The 18,101-nt window shown below is 48.6% G+C and carries 15 protein-coding genes and 2 pseudogenes; 10 read left to right on the forward strand and 7 right to left on the reverse strand.

What is annotated here, in order from left to right; translation table 11 throughout:
• The first annotated feature begins 62 nt into the window (after nucleotides 1–62).
• From ABGV42_RS15970 to ABGV42_RS15995, 6 genes and pseudogenes are all read left to right on the forward strand, one after another.
• Complete coding sequence (locus ABGV42_RS15970; protein WP_347382513.1) at nucleotides 63–830, forward strand: ABC transporter ATP-binding protein; 768 nt, start codon at nucleotides 63–65, stop codon at nucleotides 828–830.
• Nucleotides 812–1,561 carry an ABC transporter permease gene (locus ABGV42_RS15975; RefSeq protein ID WP_347382514.1) on the forward strand — a complete coding sequence of 250 codons (750 nt, stop codon included), beginning with the start codon at nucleotides 812–814 and terminating at the stop codon, nucleotides 1,559–1,561. The genes ABGV42_RS15970 and ABGV42_RS15975 overlap by 19 nt, the downstream gene beginning before the upstream one ends.
• Before the next feature lie 46 nt (nucleotides 1,562–1,607).
• Complete coding sequence (locus ABGV42_RS15980) at nucleotides 1,608–3,341, forward strand: helix-turn-helix domain-containing protein (protein ID WP_347382515.1); 1,734 nt, start codon at nucleotides 1,608–1,610, stop codon at nucleotides 3,339–3,341.
• A 204-nt stretch (nucleotides 3,342–3,545) separates the two neighbouring features.
• Nucleotides 3,546–4,517, forward strand: coding sequence for a FecCD family ABC transporter permease (locus tag ABGV42_RS15985; RefSeq protein ID WP_347383266.1), 972 nt, complete (start codon nucleotides 3,546–3,548; stop codon nucleotides 4,515–4,517).
• A gap of 1 nt (nucleotide 4,518) precedes the next feature.
• Nucleotides 4,519–5,535 (forward strand): FecCD family ABC transporter permease, encoded by a 1,017-nt coding sequence (locus ABGV42_RS15990; protein WP_347382516.1) that lies wholly within the window; start codon nucleotides 4,519–4,521, stop codon nucleotides 5,533–5,535.
• Nucleotides 5,536–5,608: 73 nt separating this feature from the next.
• A pseudogene (locus tag ABGV42_RS15995) lies at nucleotides 5,609–6,563 on the forward strand (iron-hydroxamate ABC transporter substrate-binding protein).
• 146 nt (nucleotides 6,564–6,709) lie between these two features.
• Here the strand turns inward: ABGV42_RS15995 and ABGV42_RS16000 are convergent.
• From ABGV42_RS16000 to ABGV42_RS16015, 4 genes and pseudogenes are all read right to left on the reverse strand, one after another.
• Nucleotides 6,710–7,132, reverse strand: a complete 423-nt coding sequence (locus ABGV42_RS16000) for a macro domain-containing protein (protein WP_347382517.1) — start codon at nucleotides 7,130–7,132, stop codon at nucleotides 6,710–6,712.
• Nucleotides 7,133–7,174: 42 nt separating this feature from the next.
• Nucleotides 7,175–8,025, reverse strand: a pseudogene (locus ABGV42_RS16005) (TIGR02452 family protein).
• Nucleotides 8,026–8,038: 13 nt separating this feature from the next.
• Nucleotides 8,039–8,545, reverse strand: coding sequence for an NADAR family protein (locus ABGV42_RS16010; protein ID WP_347382518.1), 507 nt, complete (start codon nucleotides 8,543–8,545; stop codon nucleotides 8,039–8,041).
• Nucleotides 8,546–8,576: 31 nt separating this feature from the next.
• A complete protein-coding gene (locus tag ABGV42_RS16015; RefSeq protein WP_347382519.1) occupies nucleotides 8,577–9,506 on the reverse strand; it encodes an NUDIX hydrolase in 930 nt (309 codons plus the stop codon).
• Between the two features lie 191 nt (nucleotides 9,507–9,697).
• Between ABGV42_RS16015 and ABGV42_RS16020 the strand changes: the two genes are divergently transcribed.
• From ABGV42_RS16020 to ABGV42_RS16035, 4 genes are all read left to right on the forward strand, one after another.
• Nucleotides 9,698–10,849 carry a DUF418 domain-containing protein gene (locus tag ABGV42_RS16020; protein WP_347382520.1) on the forward strand — a complete coding sequence of 384 codons (1,152 nt, stop codon included), beginning with the start codon at nucleotides 9,698–9,700 and terminating at the stop codon, nucleotides 10,847–10,849.
• Between the two features lie 225 nt (nucleotides 10,850–11,074).
• Complete coding sequence (locus ABGV42_RS16025; protein ID WP_347382521.1) at nucleotides 11,075–11,512, forward strand: MarR family winged helix-turn-helix transcriptional regulator; 438 nt, start codon at nucleotides 11,075–11,077, stop codon at nucleotides 11,510–11,512.
• Nucleotides 11,513–11,572: 60 nt separating this feature from the next.
• The gene (locus tag ABGV42_RS16030) at nucleotides 11,573–13,354 is read left to right on the forward strand and encodes an ABC transporter ATP-binding protein (protein ID WP_347382522.1); all 1,782 of its coding nucleotides are present in this window, start codon (nucleotides 11,573–11,575) and stop codon (nucleotides 13,352–13,354) included.
• Nucleotides 13,338–15,167 (forward strand): ABC transporter ATP-binding protein, encoded by a 1,830-nt coding sequence (locus ABGV42_RS16035; RefSeq protein ID WP_431523623.1) that lies wholly within the window; start codon nucleotides 13,338–13,340, stop codon nucleotides 15,165–15,167. Before ABGV42_RS16030 ends, ABGV42_RS16035 begins: the two co-directional genes overlap by 17 nt.
• A gap of 74 nt (nucleotides 15,168–15,241) precedes the next feature.
• Here the strand turns inward: ABGV42_RS16035 and lpxA are convergent, their stop codons facing one another.
• The 3 genes from lpxA to lpxC are packed head-to-tail and all read right to left on the reverse strand — an operon-like array spanning nucleotide 15,242 to nucleotide 17,891.
• Entirely contained in the window at nucleotides 15,242–16,018 is a 777-nt protein-coding gene (gene lpxA, locus ABGV42_RS16040; protein ID WP_347382524.1) for an acyl-ACP--UDP-N-acetylglucosamine O-acyltransferase, read from the reverse strand.
• Entirely contained in the window at nucleotides 16,015–17,040 is a 1,026-nt protein-coding gene (gene lpxD / locus ABGV42_RS16045) for a UDP-3-O-(3-hydroxymyristoyl)glucosamine N-acyltransferase (protein ID WP_347382525.1), read from the reverse strand. The genes lpxA and lpxD overlap by 4 nt, the downstream gene beginning before the upstream one ends.
• Before the next feature lie 20 nt (nucleotides 17,041–17,060).
• On the reverse strand, nucleotides 17,061–17,891 hold the full coding sequence (gene lpxC / locus ABGV42_RS16050; RefSeq protein ID WP_347382526.1) for a UDP-3-O-acyl-N-acetylglucosamine deacetylase: 831 nt from the start codon (nucleotides 17,889–17,891) through the stop codon (nucleotides 17,061–17,063).
• Between the last annotated feature and the right edge of the window lie 210 nt (nucleotides 17,892–18,101).

The following is an 18,101-nucleotide window of genomic DNA, read 5'->3' on the forward strand; positions in this document are numbered from 1 at the left end:
TCAATTCTTCTGCATTTTTGCTAAGATTATCAGCAGATCACGGATGAAAGGAAGATCCCGCTGTGTCTACTCTCGTAACCCTTCAACAACTCACTAAACATATTGGAACGACCGAGCAGCGACTCTTGTTCGAGAAGGTGAATGCCTCCGTCGAAGAAGGAGAGCGCATTGCTATACTGGGTGCATCCGGCCAGGGCAAAAGCACGCTGCTCCGCATCCTTTCCTTATTGGATGTACCCGATGGCGGAGATATCCTGTGGAAAGGCACCTCTTACCTCGATTCCGATCCCAGAACCTGGCGCATGCGCATGTCCTATGTTGCACAACAACCCGTTATGCTTGCAGGCAGCGTTGAAGATAATTTGAAGACCGTTCATTTCCTGCACCGAACACCCTATGATTCGAATCTGGCTGGTCGTCTGCTGACCGGAATGGGTCTGGAAGGACTGGATATTCATAAGCGGGCCAGTGATCTTTCAGGCGGAGAAAAACAGCGCATAGCGCTGATCCGTTCCATCTTGCTTCGCCCCAAAGTGTTGCTGCTGGATGAAGTCACCGCTTCCCTGGACCGGACCAATGCTAAGCTTGTGGAACAACAATTAACGGAATGGAGCAAGCAGGAAGGTATTTCACTCGTATGGGTTACCCATGATCAGGAACAGGCACGCTCATTCAGCACAACAACATGGTTCATGGGCGAGCAGACCCTGCTAGAACGCCAGCCCACCTCCCTTTTCTTTGCCCATCCGCATTCGGAACTGGCCCGGCAATACATTCTGCGCCCTGCCCCCGAGGCAGATAAGGAGAACACATGTCCATTTTCGCACTGAGTTTTACCATCATATTTATTATGCTGACCATGCTTATTTCCGTATGGCAGAAGCTTGGTCTGGAGAGAGATATTGCTGTAGGTACGGTTCGTTCCGCAGTACAGCTGCTGCTGGTCGGATATGTACTTCAGTTTATCTTCAACTCGGACCACCCTGCTCTAATCATTGGTATTGTAGCTTTTATGATTACCGTGGCATCCTTCAATGCGGGCAAACGAGGCAAGGGACTTCGCCGAATTTCCCTATATATTGCGGTGGCCATTACGGTGACCGAGCTATTGATGATGGGGCTTCTGTTAGGTCTTCACATCGTCGAGCCGACCCCGCAATACATCATTCCACTCAGCGGCATGACGATCGGCAATGCGATGGTTGTCTCGGGGCTGTTTCTGAATCAGATGAAACGTGAGGTTGAAGCCTCCAAAGGGGAAATCGAGACGCTGCTCTCTCTGGGCGCTACGCCCAGACGTGCATTTCAGGATGTACTGAAACGCTCTGTAAAATCCAGCATGATTCCGACCATTGACGGGATGAAAACGGTAGGCCTCGTTCAGCTTCCAGGCATGATGACCGGCATGATTATCGCTGGCGCCGACCCGGTTGAGGCTGTCCGTTACCAGATTCTGATTGTGTTTGCCTTCACCAGTTCGGCTGCCATAACCAGCATTATCCTGAGTCTGCTGACGTACAGACAATGGTTTACATCAGATATGCGTTTGCGCTCGCTATAGAAAGAATCAATTCATCCAAGGAATATAGAAGGAAAGGAGTCCCACCATGATAAGCAAATCCGATATGGTTCATCATTCGAACGCCAATACTCCTCCTTCCAATAACATGAAGCGTACCATTACGGCCACGGGCAAGGAAGCTGTCTCTCCGAGTGATCTGGAGCTTTTCCTGGAAGATACCCTGCTTGAAATTCACCAAACAGACCTGATCAGGATTACCGATAAGGAATGGGTTTGGAGCAAACCCGATATTGGCCACCATACCTTCATATACATGCATAAATTTACGGGTAAACTGATGATGAATGGTACCGAACACCTGGTTAACCGCAAATCAGCCTTCCTCTGCGAACCAGGCACTGCCCTGGAATTATCCAGTGACGCAGGCCATGAGACCGAGCTGTATATGATCAGTTATGATCTGTTCCGGGCAGCGGAGAAAACCGAAGCACGAATGATTTATGAGCGTGAACCAAGCTTCCCGGTAACGGGCTGGATTCAGGGCCCTTATTACGGCATCCAGCGCATTGCAGCACAGTTGACTGCTGAAACCGGACTAGCCTCTCATAAAAAGAAAATGCTCATGACCGAGCTGCTGCACATGCTCTGGCCTCAGGAAGAGCAGGAAAATAACGAAGGCGCGGAGGACAATCCGAACCAGTGGCTCCAGGTAACGATGCAATATATGCGCGACAACTACATGCATGAGATCAAACTGGAGAAATTGGCTGAACTCGCAGGCATGCATCCATCGTATTATTCGCAGCTTTTTAAGAGCCGGATGCACAAAAATCCAATTGAATACGTGACCCATCTCCGCATGAACCGTGCCAAGGAGCTTCTGATGACCTCGGACATGCGCATTCGCGATGTGGCCCGAAGTGTCGGTTACCGGGACGAATTTTATTTCAGCCGGCGTTTTCGAAACCATGCCGGATACGCGCCAACAACCTATGCGAAGCAGGTGCACCGCAATATTGTTTCGCTCTCTTACCCCTATACCGATCACCTGATGACACTCGGCATTACGCCTTGTGCGGCTCAGATTCAGGGACATCTGCCCCACATTCCCAAATCGCTCAGTCTGCCCTTTCATGCCTATGAACCCTGGGAGCAAGGACGTCAGGCATTCCTGGATGTGAATCCCGACCTGATTCTGACCAAGGACAATGCAGCAGCAAAAGCAATGGAACACATCGGGGATATCGCTCCGATTATCACTATTCCCTGGAATCAGACCGACATGTTCGGGCATCTTCGTACGATTGCATCTATCGTGGATCGTACCCAGGCAGCAAATGATTGGCTGGAACGGCACGAACGCAAGGTTGAGCGTGCACGCAAGAAGATTAGAGAGACGATTGGACAGGCAACTGTTGCGGTATGCACATTAACGGCGAAAGGGCCTCGAATGTACAGCACCCGTAACTTCGGCCATGTGTTCTACCGCAGCCTGCAGCTGACTCCACCTGAACGGATTCAAGCCGAGCTCGCTGGCAAACCTTCAGGTGTGGGGTTCAATTGGATGTCCATCACTCCAGGCGAATGGGATGGACTGGAAGCCGATGTCCTGCTGCTGGCCGTGACCTCGATGAAAGAACGAGCCTCCCTGCTGCATCAGATCACTGTTGATCCGCGGTGGAATCAGTACCCGGCTGTCCGGAAGGGGCGTGTACATGTTATCGATTGGAATTCCTGGGTGGTCTATGCTCCCTATTCCATCAACATCCAGCTGGATGAGGCCGTTACGCTATTGACGAACAAAGGACCCTTTTTGTAATCTAAAAAATGTCCATCACCCGAATCTTAATTTATGCCATGTACGGGCCTGAATTAAGATTTTATAATGAACTCTAATTGATAATGATAATCAATAACAGCAGAACTGATCTTGCTGGCAACAAAAGGAGTGACCCCCATTCAACATCCGGGACTGCCTCGTCGTCCGTCCAATTCTCAAAAATCCACGGTGACGATTGGCCTAATGTTTTTGTCAGCCATCGCCATTCTGCTGATTAGCCTGTTTGTCTCCATTTCGCTTGGTGCCAAATCATTAACACTCGAAACCGTATGGGATGCCATATTTCAGTACAACCCTGCTCTGACCCCGCATCAGATCATTCATGAACTCCGCCTTCCCCGCGTTATTGCTGCCGCTGTTGTTGGCGCAGCCTTTGCGGTTGCAGGAGCACTTATGCAGGGAATTACACGCAATCCGCTGGCGGATACGGGAGTACTGGGCATCAACGCAGGTGCCACCTTCATGGTGGCGTTGAGCTTTGCCATGTGGCCGGGACTGTCTTATGCCTGGCTCATGGGCCTTTCATTTGCTGGTGCCGTGCTGAGCACCGTATTTATTTTCCTGCTCGGATCGGCGGCGCCAGGGGGTCTGACATCGATGCGGTTGACGGTTGCAGGTGCTGTCATTGCCGCCATGCTAAGCTCGCTCAGCACAGGTGTCGCAATTTATTTTGACCTGAGTCAGGATCTCGCTTTTTGGTATGCCGGCGGCTTTGGCGGCATTGAGTGGCGGCATCTTAGACTCATTGTTCCTGTGCTTCTGACCACGTTGCTGCTGACCATGCCTCTTGCCCGGCGAGTATCACTCATGTCGCTCGGAGAGGAAGTTGCGATGGGCCTGGGGATTAATATTCGATTGACCCGTTTGCTGGCACTGACGGCTGTGGTCGTACTCGCAGGCGTGTCCGTTTCCGCCGTTGGCTCAATCGGGTTCGTCGGTCTAGTCATTCCGCATATTTCCCGCAAGCTCGTCGGTGTCCATTATCGTCTGATCATCCCCATGTCCTCCCTGCTCGGAGCCATCCTTCTGGTATTGGCTGACCTGGGCTCACGCATCGTGAATCCTCCGGAGGAACTGGCGGTAGGCATCATGGTTGCTTTTGTCGGTGTACCGTTCTTCCTCTATCTGGCCCGCAAGGAAAGGAGGGCATTGTAACATGAGATCCAATGTGCCTTCACGAGGGAAACGATCCATCGCAGTCAGCGTTACGCTGCTCTGTATTGCATTCGCGGTAATCGCGATCAGCCTGAATACGGGGACGATTCGTCTCTCTCCGATCGCTGTACTGCACACCCTTCTGGGCAATGGGAGTCCGGACGATCAGATTGTGTTGTTCGATTACCGTTTGCCTCGCATACTCATTACCGTCCTGGCTGGGGCAGGACTCGGCATCTCGGGAGCGGCCCTGCAAGGCATTACACGCAATCCGCTTGCCGATCCCGGCATTCTTGGTCTTCATGCAGGAGCAGCGCTCGGATTGATGGTCTTCGTAAGTCTGTCCTATTCGATGGACGGCTCGATTGCCCTGTTGATCCCCTTGTTTTCTTTTGCAGGCGGAGTCATCTCGGCACTGATCATTATGCTGCTCGCTTATGACCGGCATAACGGGGTTTCTCCCATCAAGCTGATCCTTGTCGGTATCGCTGTCGCCGCAGGGTTCCATGCGCTAACGATGTATCTGTCCCTGCGTCTGGATGAAGACACCTATTCCTTCGCTGCACGCTGGCTGGCCGGCAGTGTATGGGGACGGGACTGGGTTCATGTGCAGGCTCTGCTTCCGTGGGTAGCTGTCTGTGTTCCTTACATTTGGAGCCGTTCCAAAACACTGGACGCTTTCGGTCTCGGAGATGCAGCCGCTACGGGTATCGGCACACCTGTCAGGTCCCAGCGCATATGGCTTCTTCTATGTACTGTGGCGCTATCAGCCGTAAGTGTATCCATGGCCGGAGGCATTGGCTTCATCGGGCTGGCCGCGCCGCATCTCGCCCGCCGACTTGTCGGTCCGATGCATCGCCACCTGATTCCGGCGGCCGGTCTTATTGGCATGGTCATCCTGGTTACTGCGGATACGATTGGACGAACGATTTTCCAACCGAACGCTATCCCCGCAGGCATTGTGGTGGCTGCCATTGGTGCACCCTACTTCTTATATCTGCTGGTGAGAACCAAATGATCGAAGCCGTTGACCTACTTGTTTAAACCCATTACTAGCATCCAAGTGATGTTCAAGGAGAATGTGAATATTCATGTTAAAGAAAAATGTATTGCTCGCCCTGAGCATTTGCCTGATATTTGTGCTTGCCGCTTGCGGAACCGCCAGCAATTCAGGCTCTTCATCGACTGCTGGCAGCAGCTCCACCGATCATGCTTCCGTACAGGAGGATAACAGCCAGACTTCCGGAGAACAGCGCATTGCGTCGATGTCCATTCACTTGACGAATGACTTGCTGGCACTCGGTATCACTCCCGTTGGTTCCGTTATTGGCGGTGAAGCCAAAGCCGTTCTTGTCCCATGTTGCAGATCGCCTGCAAAACACGACACCGCTGGGCCCGGTGAAAGATCCCGACATGGAAGCGTTGCTTGCCCTGAAGCCCGATGTCATCTATCTGGACGAAGAGTTCTCCGGTGATGACATCGCCAAGTTTGAGAAAATTGCTCCTGTGCATGTATTCAATCTGGATGATGGTACATGGCGTGATCATCTGAAGGACATTGGCAAACTGGTCAATCGTGAGAAGGAAGCAGAGCAATATATTCAGGATTATGCAACCGAGACCGAAGAAGTGAAATCGCTGATTCATGACGAGATCGGCGACGGTACCGTGATGGCCATCCGTGTGACTGCCAAAGAATTGCGTGTATTCAGTACGCGCCGTCCGATGGGGCCAATCTTGTATGATGATCTTGGACTGACTCCAGCCAAAGGCATTACGGATATCGATTCCACGAAGCCTTACCAGGTCATCTCCCGTGAAGTACTGCCTGACTTCGATGCAGATGCCCTCTTTGTGGTAGTGAACTCGGATGAGGAAGCGGAAAACATGTTCAAAGAACTGCAAAACAATCCGATCTGGCAAGGGCTAAAAGCCGTTAAAGCCGGTCACGTGTATACCATCGGCGCACAGCCTTGGCTGGACTATTCCGCGATCGGCAACAAAATGGCACTGGATGAGGCCAAAGAGATGTTTACCCAAAACTAGACCAAGAACCTCACATAAAGAAATCACAAAAAAACCTCGCTTACGAACTGGAGAGAGAACGGCAGTCACTTGCTGTCCTGTTCTCCTCCGTCCGAAGCAGAGGTTTTTTATTATACATATTAATGAAGTCCAATCATTCCTCATTCTCATAGGGTACAAACGACAATTTCAACATCCGTGTCAGCAAACGTATCCTGAATAATGCCGCTTACTTTGTCCCATTTCAGTCTGTCGAGCCCGCAACCAATCTGTGGCATGGCCAGCTTGTTGATTCCTTGTTCTTTACAGACGTCACGCATCGATTCCACCGCACGGGTAAACGACAGATAGGTTGGTTTGTTCGAAAACTTCGCCTTGGTTACCAGATTCAACGTACGTCCTACCGGGTAACATCGTCCAATCTCAAGCGCTTCCTGCTTCGCCTGTTCCTGTAGAACCTCAAGCCCAAATCTTTCCCGAAACTGTACTGCAATTCCCGCCCCCATGCGGGCATCAGCGGAAATACAATGAGCGAGCGTATAAGCTTCATCCATTGCAAATAAATCCTGTTGAATCTCACGAAATTGCATCTGAATCCTCCCCCTTACATATTAGGATGACTGACTTACTGTTCAAATCAATCGTTCTTGAAATGCCTTGATTGTTCTCTGTCCGGTTGATCTATCCAGTACGGCAAATACAATTCGCTCAAAGGACTGCATGAAGTTCTCCTGTACCAACACCTCATGGAAATACCTCGCTACATCTACCGGATCATTCCGGAACACCCCGCAACCATAAGCACCCAGGACGAGGGTACGATGTCCGTTCACCGCCGCCACGTCCAAAATATACCGAATTCGTTCTTTCATGACCGATTCGATCTGCTGATGATCCGCTTGCTCCCGTTCCCTCACGACACCAGCATTTACGGCAGGAGCTGTAATAAAGGCCGACGTGTAATATTGGGGCAGCAGCCGATCCTTATCATCACGTATGACTGGAACACCAGGTGAATAGATCATGTAGTCCGAATACAAACAGGTACGCAGCTTACGATTGTAATCATACATTTCGTTCATTTGTGAAATACACGGATATAACCCGGTAGCCCGGGCGAGACTCTCTTCCTGTGCCTGACTTCCTCCCAGGAAACCTCCACCCGGATTTTTCGCGGAGGCAAAGTTAAGGCAAACGACATCCGTTCTCCCTTCGTCTACCACGAGGCGTGACGCTGCGGCAAGCGTCGTTTCACCAGTGACTTCCATCTTGGTAGTGGCAGACTCCAATGTTGCCTGTAATTGGCGCACCTGCTCCCGAAGTGCAGGAAGCTCGCTCGGACGGTATAGCACCGAACTCTCGATCGCTTGTTTCACATCTTCATCAATCGATACCCTGCGATCGTATTCGTTGACGTACTGCCCTGTTTCAGGATAGCCAGTGTCTCCTCGGCAATACGAGCCCGCCCCGAACGCTGATTCATGCTTTTTAGCTGATTATTCTTCGTGTGATGGTTTGAATTCATTCGAATCACTTCCTATCTCATCTCTTAGCCGGGTCAGAATTTCACCGAGCCAGTTGGTTCCCCGCCATGTTCTGCGGTTGCGGATACGCGGGTCTTCCTCTGCCAGCCCAACGCCCCAGATCCGGTCATTCGGGCTCGCTTCCACAAGAGTCGTTCCACGCGTGGCGAGCAAGGCGGCAAGCAGGTCATCATTTTGTGTAAATTTGGCCTGATTGCCTTCATAGACAATGCGTTTACAGTCCGCTTCCCATACCTTCTGGTCAAACCCGGCAACCTGTCTGCCGAGCTTTTTTTGTACGGAAGCTGAACTGGAGTTCAAGATCTTGTCCGCAATGGTTTGATCGCCAAACAGCAGGGCCTTCTGATGCATCATGTACTGTTCGGCACTCGTATAACCGATTCCGTTCACCGTGAAATCAGCCGGATGCCACTGGGAAAAGGGTGATGCGGTGCGCCAGAAAAAAGTAAACCTCTCCATGGTTCCAGATGTCCTCCTTTGGGTCAAACCCTTATGTTGTCATACGCTCCGGGTTCAGTCTGTACAAGCGGGAAGGACGATGTCCTGCATTGCCTGTAAACTCTCCGGTTTCTATTACCCAATCGGCGATTTTGCGCCGGAAAGCGGCAGCCAGCAGCTTCTTCCCACTAATAATCTCGTATACCTTCTGCAGTGCAGTCAGCGTAAATGTCTCCGGCATCAGATTGAAGGCAATATCCGTATATTCCACTTTGGATCGTAAACGTTCCAGCGCATAATACATGATCTTGGCATGGTCAAACGCTATTCCCTCCACTTCCGTTACGGTCATGCTGCTGCTTCGCACGCTGGCTTCCACGGCTTCCTTCACCTCAATGACAGCCGATAGCTCCTCTGTTCCGTTCGATAATGTCAGCTGCACTCTTCGTTCCGTCGTACGACCTCGTTCATGAATATGACGTTCCTCCTCAAGGAGGCGCTGTTCCACCCTGAACCAGTCTGCATCACTCGCATCATCGCCTGCTTCCAGCTCAAGCTCACTGCTATCAACAAGTGCCATATAGGAGCAGCTGATCACCCTCGTACGAGGATCGCGGTGCACATCGCCCCACGTGTACAACTGTTCCAGATAGATGTCAACCAGCCCGGTCTCCGTAACCAGTTCGCGGCGTGCTGCATCTTCCAGGGATTCCTGCATCGACACGAATCCACCTGGCAATGCCCACTTGCCCATATAAGGATGGCCACCGCGGCGAATCAGCAGCAGCTGTAGTGCTGGCTCGGCAAGCTTGCGGTAATTGGACTGAGCTTCACTCCTTATGGTGAATACGAGCATATCCACCGTCACAGAGGGGCGATCATAATCGCCAGCGTCATACGTCTCCAGAAATTGCTGCTCGCTTATATTGACATGATTCAGATGGTCCATTGAGCGGCCATCCGGATTACCTTCGTTTGTCATAATCAGAACCCCATTCTGTTATTAACAAAATGTTATTAACAATTAGATAATAAGAAGTTAACACATCTATTATCCTTCGTCAATATTTCTCATATTTAAAAAAATAAGGACTGTGCCTGCTGTTTATTTTAGTACAATTGTGTTATGTTGTTTTTAATTCACTTGTACTAAAAAGGAGATGTTCTGCTGGAATGAAAAGAATCGTGTTATTGGATGTTCTCAGGGGATTTGCGATTATCGGTACACTGGGGACGAATATTTGGATCTTTGCTTATCTGGGCGATTTGAACCAAATGTTTGGCGATCCGCTTCAGCCGTGGTGGTCCTCAGGTGACCGTGCAATGCAAACAATGATGCTTATGCTGGTAAACGGAAAATTTCTCGGACTGCTTACCCTTCTCTTCGGGGCAGGCATGGAATTAAAGCGGCAAAAAGCGCTTCGGGAGGGATATGTCTGGCCTGGTGTTTACATATGGACATGTGTGCTGCTGCTCATCGATGGATTGCTGCACTACACGTTGGTCATGGAATATGATGTGCTGATGAGTTACGCGATTACAGGCATCATCGTGTCCTTCATCATTAACCGTTCCCGCCGCTTTATCCTGATCGTGATGGGGATCATGGGGAGTATACACCTCATTGGAGTGGGCGGAATCACAGCATTGTTGGCACTTTCAGAGACCGGTTCCGCCTTTAATGGCATGGATACCATTACCCAGCTATATGCCTCCGGCACATGGTGGGAGCAGATCCTGTTCCGGCTGAACAACTTTGCTTTCTTTCGAACAGAATCCATCGCCATCATCCCGCTGAATATATTTCTGTTCTTGCTTGGTTCCCTGCTCATGCGTGCGGACGTATTTTCAGACCAAGCATCTGGGCGCCAGAGACGCCGCAAATTAATGAAGTTCGGGCTGGGCGCCGGCATTCCTCTGAATCTGCTCCTGCTGGTGCCGGGAGGAATCATGGACTTGTTTGTTCGTTACATCAGTGCACCGATCCTCACGCTTGGCTATCTTGGGCTGATTGCTTACGTGCTGGAAAAGAACATGCTCGCCGGCCTCTTTAGGCGTTTCGCGGAGATCGGCAAGATGGCCCTAAGCTGTTATATTATGCAAAACATTCTGGCGTCTGCCCTGTTTTACGGATGGGGCCTGGGACTTGGCGGTTCTCCATCCTCGCTTGTGATCCTGTTATCGTGGGCCGGCATCTGTGTCCTGATGATGGTATTCTCCCATGTATGGCTTCGCAGATTTACGCTCGGTCCGGTCGAGTGGCTATGGCGCAAGCTCTCCATCTCTCCTGCAGTCAAGCCACAGTCACGGACTGAACCGATGTAATATGAATGGGTTTCCCTCAATTGAGCAGTAAAGTCTTCCTGATATCCAGAAAGAGCTGCGGATCCGTTCCGCAGCTCTTTTTTCTTATTTTGCAACCTACCTCGCTTCGCGAAGGAGATACTATGCCCCCACATTTAAATATAATTTGAGTTTACAAATGCCTTGACGATATATCAGATCAATCTTATGATTTAGTTAGTCGACTAATTAAAAGGAGGGCAGCTTATGAATTCACCCCGCAATGAACGGCTGCTGCTCGGGCAGTTATCCGAACTTGTGAAGCTGCATCGTTATAAAGTTCATGAGAAGCTGGTTAACCACCCCGAGCTGTACCCCGGACAACCGCCATTGCTGTTCCAGCTTGATCGTGAAGATGGTCAAACCCAGAAAAGTCTGGCCGAGCAGCTTCGCCGTGCTCCTGCAACCGTTACGGTCATGCTGAAACGAATGGAAGCATCGGGATATGTAAGGCGTGAAGCCGATCCGAATGACCTCCGCAGTCTGCGTGTCTATTTGACCAACCAGGGCCGGAGCGCGCTCAAGGATTTGAGAGAGGTCTTTCAGGAACTGGAGCACCAGGCTCAGGAAGGATTTACACCAGAAGAAACACAGCTCATGTCAGCGCTTGCACAGCGCATGATTCACAACCTTCGTGAATCCTGAATGACGTGTGGAATTTTTGCAGCATGATTATAGACTTCATTGAATGAGGTGATTTTCCTATTGTGGACATTAAAACGCTATTTGACGCCTTATAAGTCAGCCGCCATACTCGCTCCACTGCTCATGGTGCTGGAGGTGGCCATGGACCTGCTTCAGCCGAAGCTGATGTCCAGCATTGTGGATGACGGCGTGCTTGCAGGGGACCTGCCCCATATTGTACGCACAGGACTGTTCATGCTTTTGTTTGCCCTCATTGGCTGGGTTGGCGGGGCAGGCTGTACACTTTTCTCAAGCAAGGCATCTGTTGGCTATGGCACCGATCTGCGTCAGGAGCTGTTCGACCATATTCAAACCTTTTCCTTCCGCAATCTGGACACGTTCCAGGAAGGATCACTCATCACGCGTCTAACGAGCGATATTACCCAGATGCAGACATTTGTGCAGATGCTGCTGCGCATGTTCATCAGGTCGCCGATGCTGATCATCGGCAGCATTATTATGGCATTTACAATCAGTATCAAGCTGGCGCTGATTCTCCTGATGACTGTACCCGTTCTTTTTGTCATTCTGTATATCCTCATATCCGCTTCCTACCCGCTGTTTGCCAGCGTGCAGAACAAGCTGGATCAAGTCAATGCCGTTCTGCAGGAAAATCTCGCTGGTATTCGTGTCGTCAAGGCTTTTGCACGTGCGGGTACAGAGAAAAAGCGTTTCGATCAATCGAATGAGGATTATACGGGGACAGCGGTAAAGGCCTGGCGCATCGTTACGCTGAATGCACCTGTACTCAGCTTGATGCTGAATGCGACGATTGTGGCCGTATTGTGGTTTGGAGGGTTTCAGGTCGTAGGAGGCGATATTGCAGCCGGTGATCTGATTGCTTTTATCAACTATGTAACAGTAGTGCTCTCCTCCCTCACCTCCATCGGCATGATGATGATGAGTTACTCCCGGGCCAAGGTGTCTGCTGCCCGGATCAACGAGGTTCTGCATACCGAGCCGGACATTCAGTCAGGTCATGAGCTTCACACTGAAAAGGCATTGCCGAATCAGGTGCTTCAGGTCCACTCCAATCCGGCATTCACAACCACTGGCAGAGCAGGTGAAGTGGAATTCCGGAATGTCACTTTTCGTTATGACGGGGAAGATGTCCTCACGAGGATTAATCTTACTGCGCGGACGGGGGAAAAAGTGGCTATAATCGGTTCCACCGGCTCAGGCAAGACATCACTTGTGCAGCTGATCCCCCGCCTATACGATGCCTCGCTCGGTGAAGTACTTGTTGGTGGCATTAATGTGCGGAACTGGGATCTTCAGCTGCTTCGCAGCCGGGTGTCCATTGTATTGCAGGAATCCATTCTGTTCAGCGGCAGCATTCGGGATAATATTGGCTTCGGCAGACCGGATGCCACGGATACTGAGATCCGTGCGGCGGCACAGGCAGCGGCAGCGGATGAATTTATCATGAAGCTGAAAGATGGATACGACACGGAGCTCGGACAGCGGGGAGTTAATCTCTCCGGCGGACAGAAACAGCGTATATCCATTGCACGTGCCCTGCTCATGCGGCCGGAGGTTCTTATTTTGGATGACAGTACCAGTGCAGTCGATTTGCGAACCGAAGCCAGCATTCAGAGAGCACTGCATTCCCTGATGAAAGACAGTACAACCTTTTTGATCGCACAGCGCATTTCTTCGGTGAAGGATGCAGACTGCATTTACGTGCTTGATGAGGGGAAAATCGTGGCAAGGGGTACACATGACGAACTCATGGCCAACTCCACACACTATCAATCCATTTATGATTCACAACAACGGAAGGAGGATGTTCAATTTGGCTAAACCTGCATCTTCCTCCACGCAGCCACCTGTCGTTCCTCCCATCGGAAGACCTGGACCGAGCCGAGGGCCTGTCCCAAAAGTAAGAGCCAAAAATGCCAAACACGCTATCATCCGAGTATGGTCTTACATGGGACGCCATCGCAAAGGGGTTATCCTGGCTCTGATCCTTACCGCTCTGGGAACGCTGCTTAATCTCGCGGGACCCTACCTTCTCGGCCGTGCCGTCAATGAGCATATCGTTCCAAAAGTGACAGACGGTCTTATGAAGGACTGCCTCCTGTTACTGACGGTATACGTCCTGAGTTCGCTAATGATGTGGGGGCAGTCTTATGTCATGATCGGCGTATCCCAATTGACGGTGAAGGATTTGCGGCAGGCTTTGTTCTCCAGGCTGCAGCAGCTGCCCATAAGCTTTTTTGACAAAAATCAAAGCGGGGATCTGATGAGCCGGGCTACCAATGATATCGATAACGTGTCCACTACGCTGAATCAGAGCGTGACTCAATTGATGTCCAGTGCAATCCTTCTTGTCGGTTCCCTTTCAATCATGCTTGCCCTGGATATCCGGCTGACACTTCTCAGTCTGGTGACGGTGCCGTTAATCACGATTGCCACCAAGCTGATCGCATCCAGAACACGCAAACATTTCTCTGCTCAGCAGAAGCTGCTCGGTGAGCTGAATGGTTATGCACAGGAAACGATCGCCGGACAAAAGGTGGTTGCCGCCTATAACCGTCAGGATCAGGCGCACAAACATTTTATAAACCTGAATGAAAAGCTGCGTACAGCCAGTACACAGGCGCAGACCGTATCCGGTCTGGTTGGGCCTACGATGAACGTCATGAACAACATCGGATTTGCCATTCTCGCCGCAGTGGGCGGATGGATGGCCTACCACGACATGACGTCCATCGGACTGATTGTAAGCTTTCTCGCTTATTCCCGGCAGATTGAGCGGCCCCTCAACGATCTTGCGAACCAATACAACCTGATTCAGGCAGCCATCGCAGGTGCTGAGCGTGTATTTCAGATTATGGATACGCCAAGTGAATACGAGGAGAAGCAAGCCAAGCAGCTGGACCACATTCAAGGCAAAGTTGTTTTTGACAAGGTATCTTTTGGATACAATTCCGACAGAGAGATATTGAAAAATGTCAGCTTCACCGCGCAGCCTGGCGAGATGATTGCCCTCGTTGGACCAACAGGTGCCGGCAAAACAACCATTATCAACTTACTTCCCCGCTTCTATGAAATTACCGGCGGAAGCATTACCATTGATGGCACGGACATCTCCGAGCTGGAGAAGGATCACCTCCGGCGCGGACTAGGCATCGTGCTGCAGGATGCCTACCTGTTCTCGGGAACCATTCGTGACAATATTGCCTATGGCAAGCCGGATGCGACAGATAAGCAGATCAGGCAGGCCGCTGAACTGGCCAATGCCCATTCATTCATTCGCAAGCTGTCCCAAGGTTACGACACCCCCATTATTGCGGGCGGAAGCAATCTTAGCCAAGGACAGCGGCAATTGCTGACCATCGCAAGAGCTATTCTCGCCGATCCGGCTATTCTTATTTTGGATGAGGCAACGAGCAGTATCGATACCCGTACAGAAATGCAGATTCAGGAGGCGATGCGCACGTTGATGAAGGATCGGACCAGCTTCGTCATTGCCCACAGACTGAGTACGATCCGGGAAGCGGATCAGATACTGGTTATCGATTCAGGCCAGATTGCCGAGCGAGGTAACCACGAGGATCTCATGCAGCAAAAAGGGTTTTATTATCAACTTCATCAAGGTCAGCTAAACTAATCCATCAATTAAGCGACAACATAAAAACGCCGCACGAAGGTTCCGTTATATTCGGACCTGTGCGGCGTTTCATTTTATCGCTTCATTCGTACAATTCCACGTGTAGATTTATTTAAAAAATTCAATGTGTGTTCCTTAAATTCAGAAGGAGGTAAGTTGTTTATTGCTTCAATAGATTGATCGAGAGTTCGCTTTTGGCGAAATAAAATGGTATTAATCTTTTTTATCGTGCTTATTTCTTCATTTGTAAATCCATTTCTTCTTAGACCAATGATATTAATACCATATATGTACGAACGTGGACCATCTGCTAAAGAATATGGAACAATATCTTGTGAAACTTTACTTCCCGCCCCAATCATTGCAAATCTTCCGATGTTACATGATTGATGTACACCAGAACCACAACCAAAAGTAATATAGTCTTCAATTTTAACATGTCCGCCAATTTGCACATTATTGACGATGACGTTATGATCTCCCATCCATACATCATGTGCGATATGAGCATAATTCATAATAAAGTTGTTACTTCCTACTCTCGTGAAACAGTCTCCTTTTGATGTGCCTTTACATATGGTGACATACTCTCTTACGGTATTATTATCTCCAATAATGAGATATGATTCTTCGCCTTGGTAACTTTTATCTTGTGGATCTGAACCGATAATCGCACCATGTGAAATATAGTTATTCTCTCCCAATATCGTGTTAGACCCTATGATAACGTGACTTCCAATCCTACACCCGTTACCTATCTTTGAATTTTCTTCAATAATACTGAAGGGTCCGACTTCGACATTGTTCCCAATTACTACCGTAGGATGAATCATGGCTGATTGATGTATCATTTAGCACCTTCCTTTGTTTTGGAAAGTTCATCAAGTTTTTCATTTAGTTTTTTTATCGTTTTTGGGAGTCTGGAAAGTGCAGCCGATTCTCGTAGTTGTCTCATATGTGAACGAGCTGTATATCCCGACACTATTGAGTTCTCAGGCATGTTTTTAGTAACCATAGTTCTAGCTAAAACAACGCAGTTGTGTCCAATGGTGATATTATTAATAACCGCACTTCCACCAGCCATTATGACGCGATTACCTATTTTCGACGAGCCCCCAATTGCACTTGTGCCTGCAATAATGCAGTGCTCACCAATTTGGACATTATGGCCAATTTGGATAAGGTTGTCCATTTTGGTTCCTTTACCAATGGTTGTTGAATCAATCGTTCCGCGATCAATAGTGGTGTTTGCACCAATTTCAACATCATCAAAAATAATGACATTTCCAATATGGGGGATTTTCACTTGTCTTTGCCCATCCCATTCAAAACCAAACCCGTCAGCGCCAATCACTGCTCCTGAGTGAATGATGACATTATCTCCGATGAACGTATCATGTAGAACAGTGACATTAGGATGTATCAAGCAGTTCGTTCCAATGGTCACATTTTTACCAATAAATGAATGTGCGGAAATAATAGTATGATCCCCAATAGAAACATCTTCTTGGATTACTGCGAACTCGTCGATCTGCACATTGTATCCCAACGTAACCGAAGGCTCAATTGTTTCTGATGATACTACACCACTACTTTTGGTTTTCTCACTAAACATTTCAATTAAGCGAATAAAATCGAGTCTGGGATTTCTCACCTTAATAACAGGTACTTTAAATTCTATTATTGTCGTTTCTGGCACAATGAAAGCCGAAGCATTACATTGATCTAATTTATTTAGATTTTTATCCGTAACAAAAGTAATTTCTCCCTCCTTAGCAGCATTAATTGAACCTACGCCTGTTATAACAACATTGCCATCACCTATTAAAATTCCATTTAACTGTTCAGAGATTTCATTTAAATTACATGGCATGATATAGTCTCCTTTTGTATTTAGATTAGATATTTTAATAGTTCTCGTGCAAAAAGAGTGTTCAAATAATGTGAGGTCCCCGAACCTATGATTTTTGCATGAAAAGAAGGATTCAAAGCTAAATCGCCAATAAGATCCAACAGCTTGTGACGAGACAATTCATCATTAAACCGTAAGTTGGGGTAAATCCCCTTCTCACCAACAACTATTCCATGCTCTAAAGAAGCTCCTTGAATTAAACCTTTGCTTCTTAAGTACATTATTTCTTCTTCAAAACAAAATGTCCTAGCTGGCGCAATATCAGTTAAGTAATCGTTTTCTATAAAATTAAAATTGGATATTTGATCCGAGAGGTAGGCAATTTTATGTTCATTTTTAAAACAAACGCAATAGGAAATTTTTGAGGAGGGATAAGCTTCAAGAAAAGAATTACCGTGTTCAACTCTAACTTTTTGTTGTAAATGAAGGTACGTTTTTTTGACTTCTTGCTGCAGATGGCCAACTTCTGAAATCTTGGCCGCAATGTGGGTAGAGCTGCCATCAAAAATAGGTAATTCTTCACCATTAACATCAATAATCACGTTATCGATGCCCATCCCGCGTACAGCAGACATGGTATGTTCAACCATAGATACAGCGTATCCATGCTTGTTTTTAAGCTGTGTACAACGTTCTGTATTGGATACATTACCGATTTTAGCTTCAATAATTTCATATGGATCTACATCCACTCTTCTAAAAACAATACCCGTGTTTGGTTGTGCAGAATGCAAAGTTATCTCTGACAAATTCCCACTATGTATAGCAATGCCGTCTAATGTAAAACCATTACGAATCGTTTTTTGGTACATAGCATCCCCTCCATTTTATTGAACATTAGTCTACTGAAATAATGGAACAGCCCACCCTGTTTATCGTGTAACTTAGCAAACATCCTCGCCCCCTTTGACATAATTCTCGCACTCGGATCCTATTTTACATGTATTATATCGATTATGATTAGCTGATGTTGTCGATATTTGGAGGCTCGTCGAATTCACATGAATGTATAATTTGGTAAT

The sequence above is a fragment of the Paenibacillus pabuli genome (assembly GCF_039831995.1).
Lineage (GTDB): Bacteria > Bacillota > Bacilli > Paenibacillales > Paenibacillaceae > Paenibacillus > Paenibacillus pabuli_C.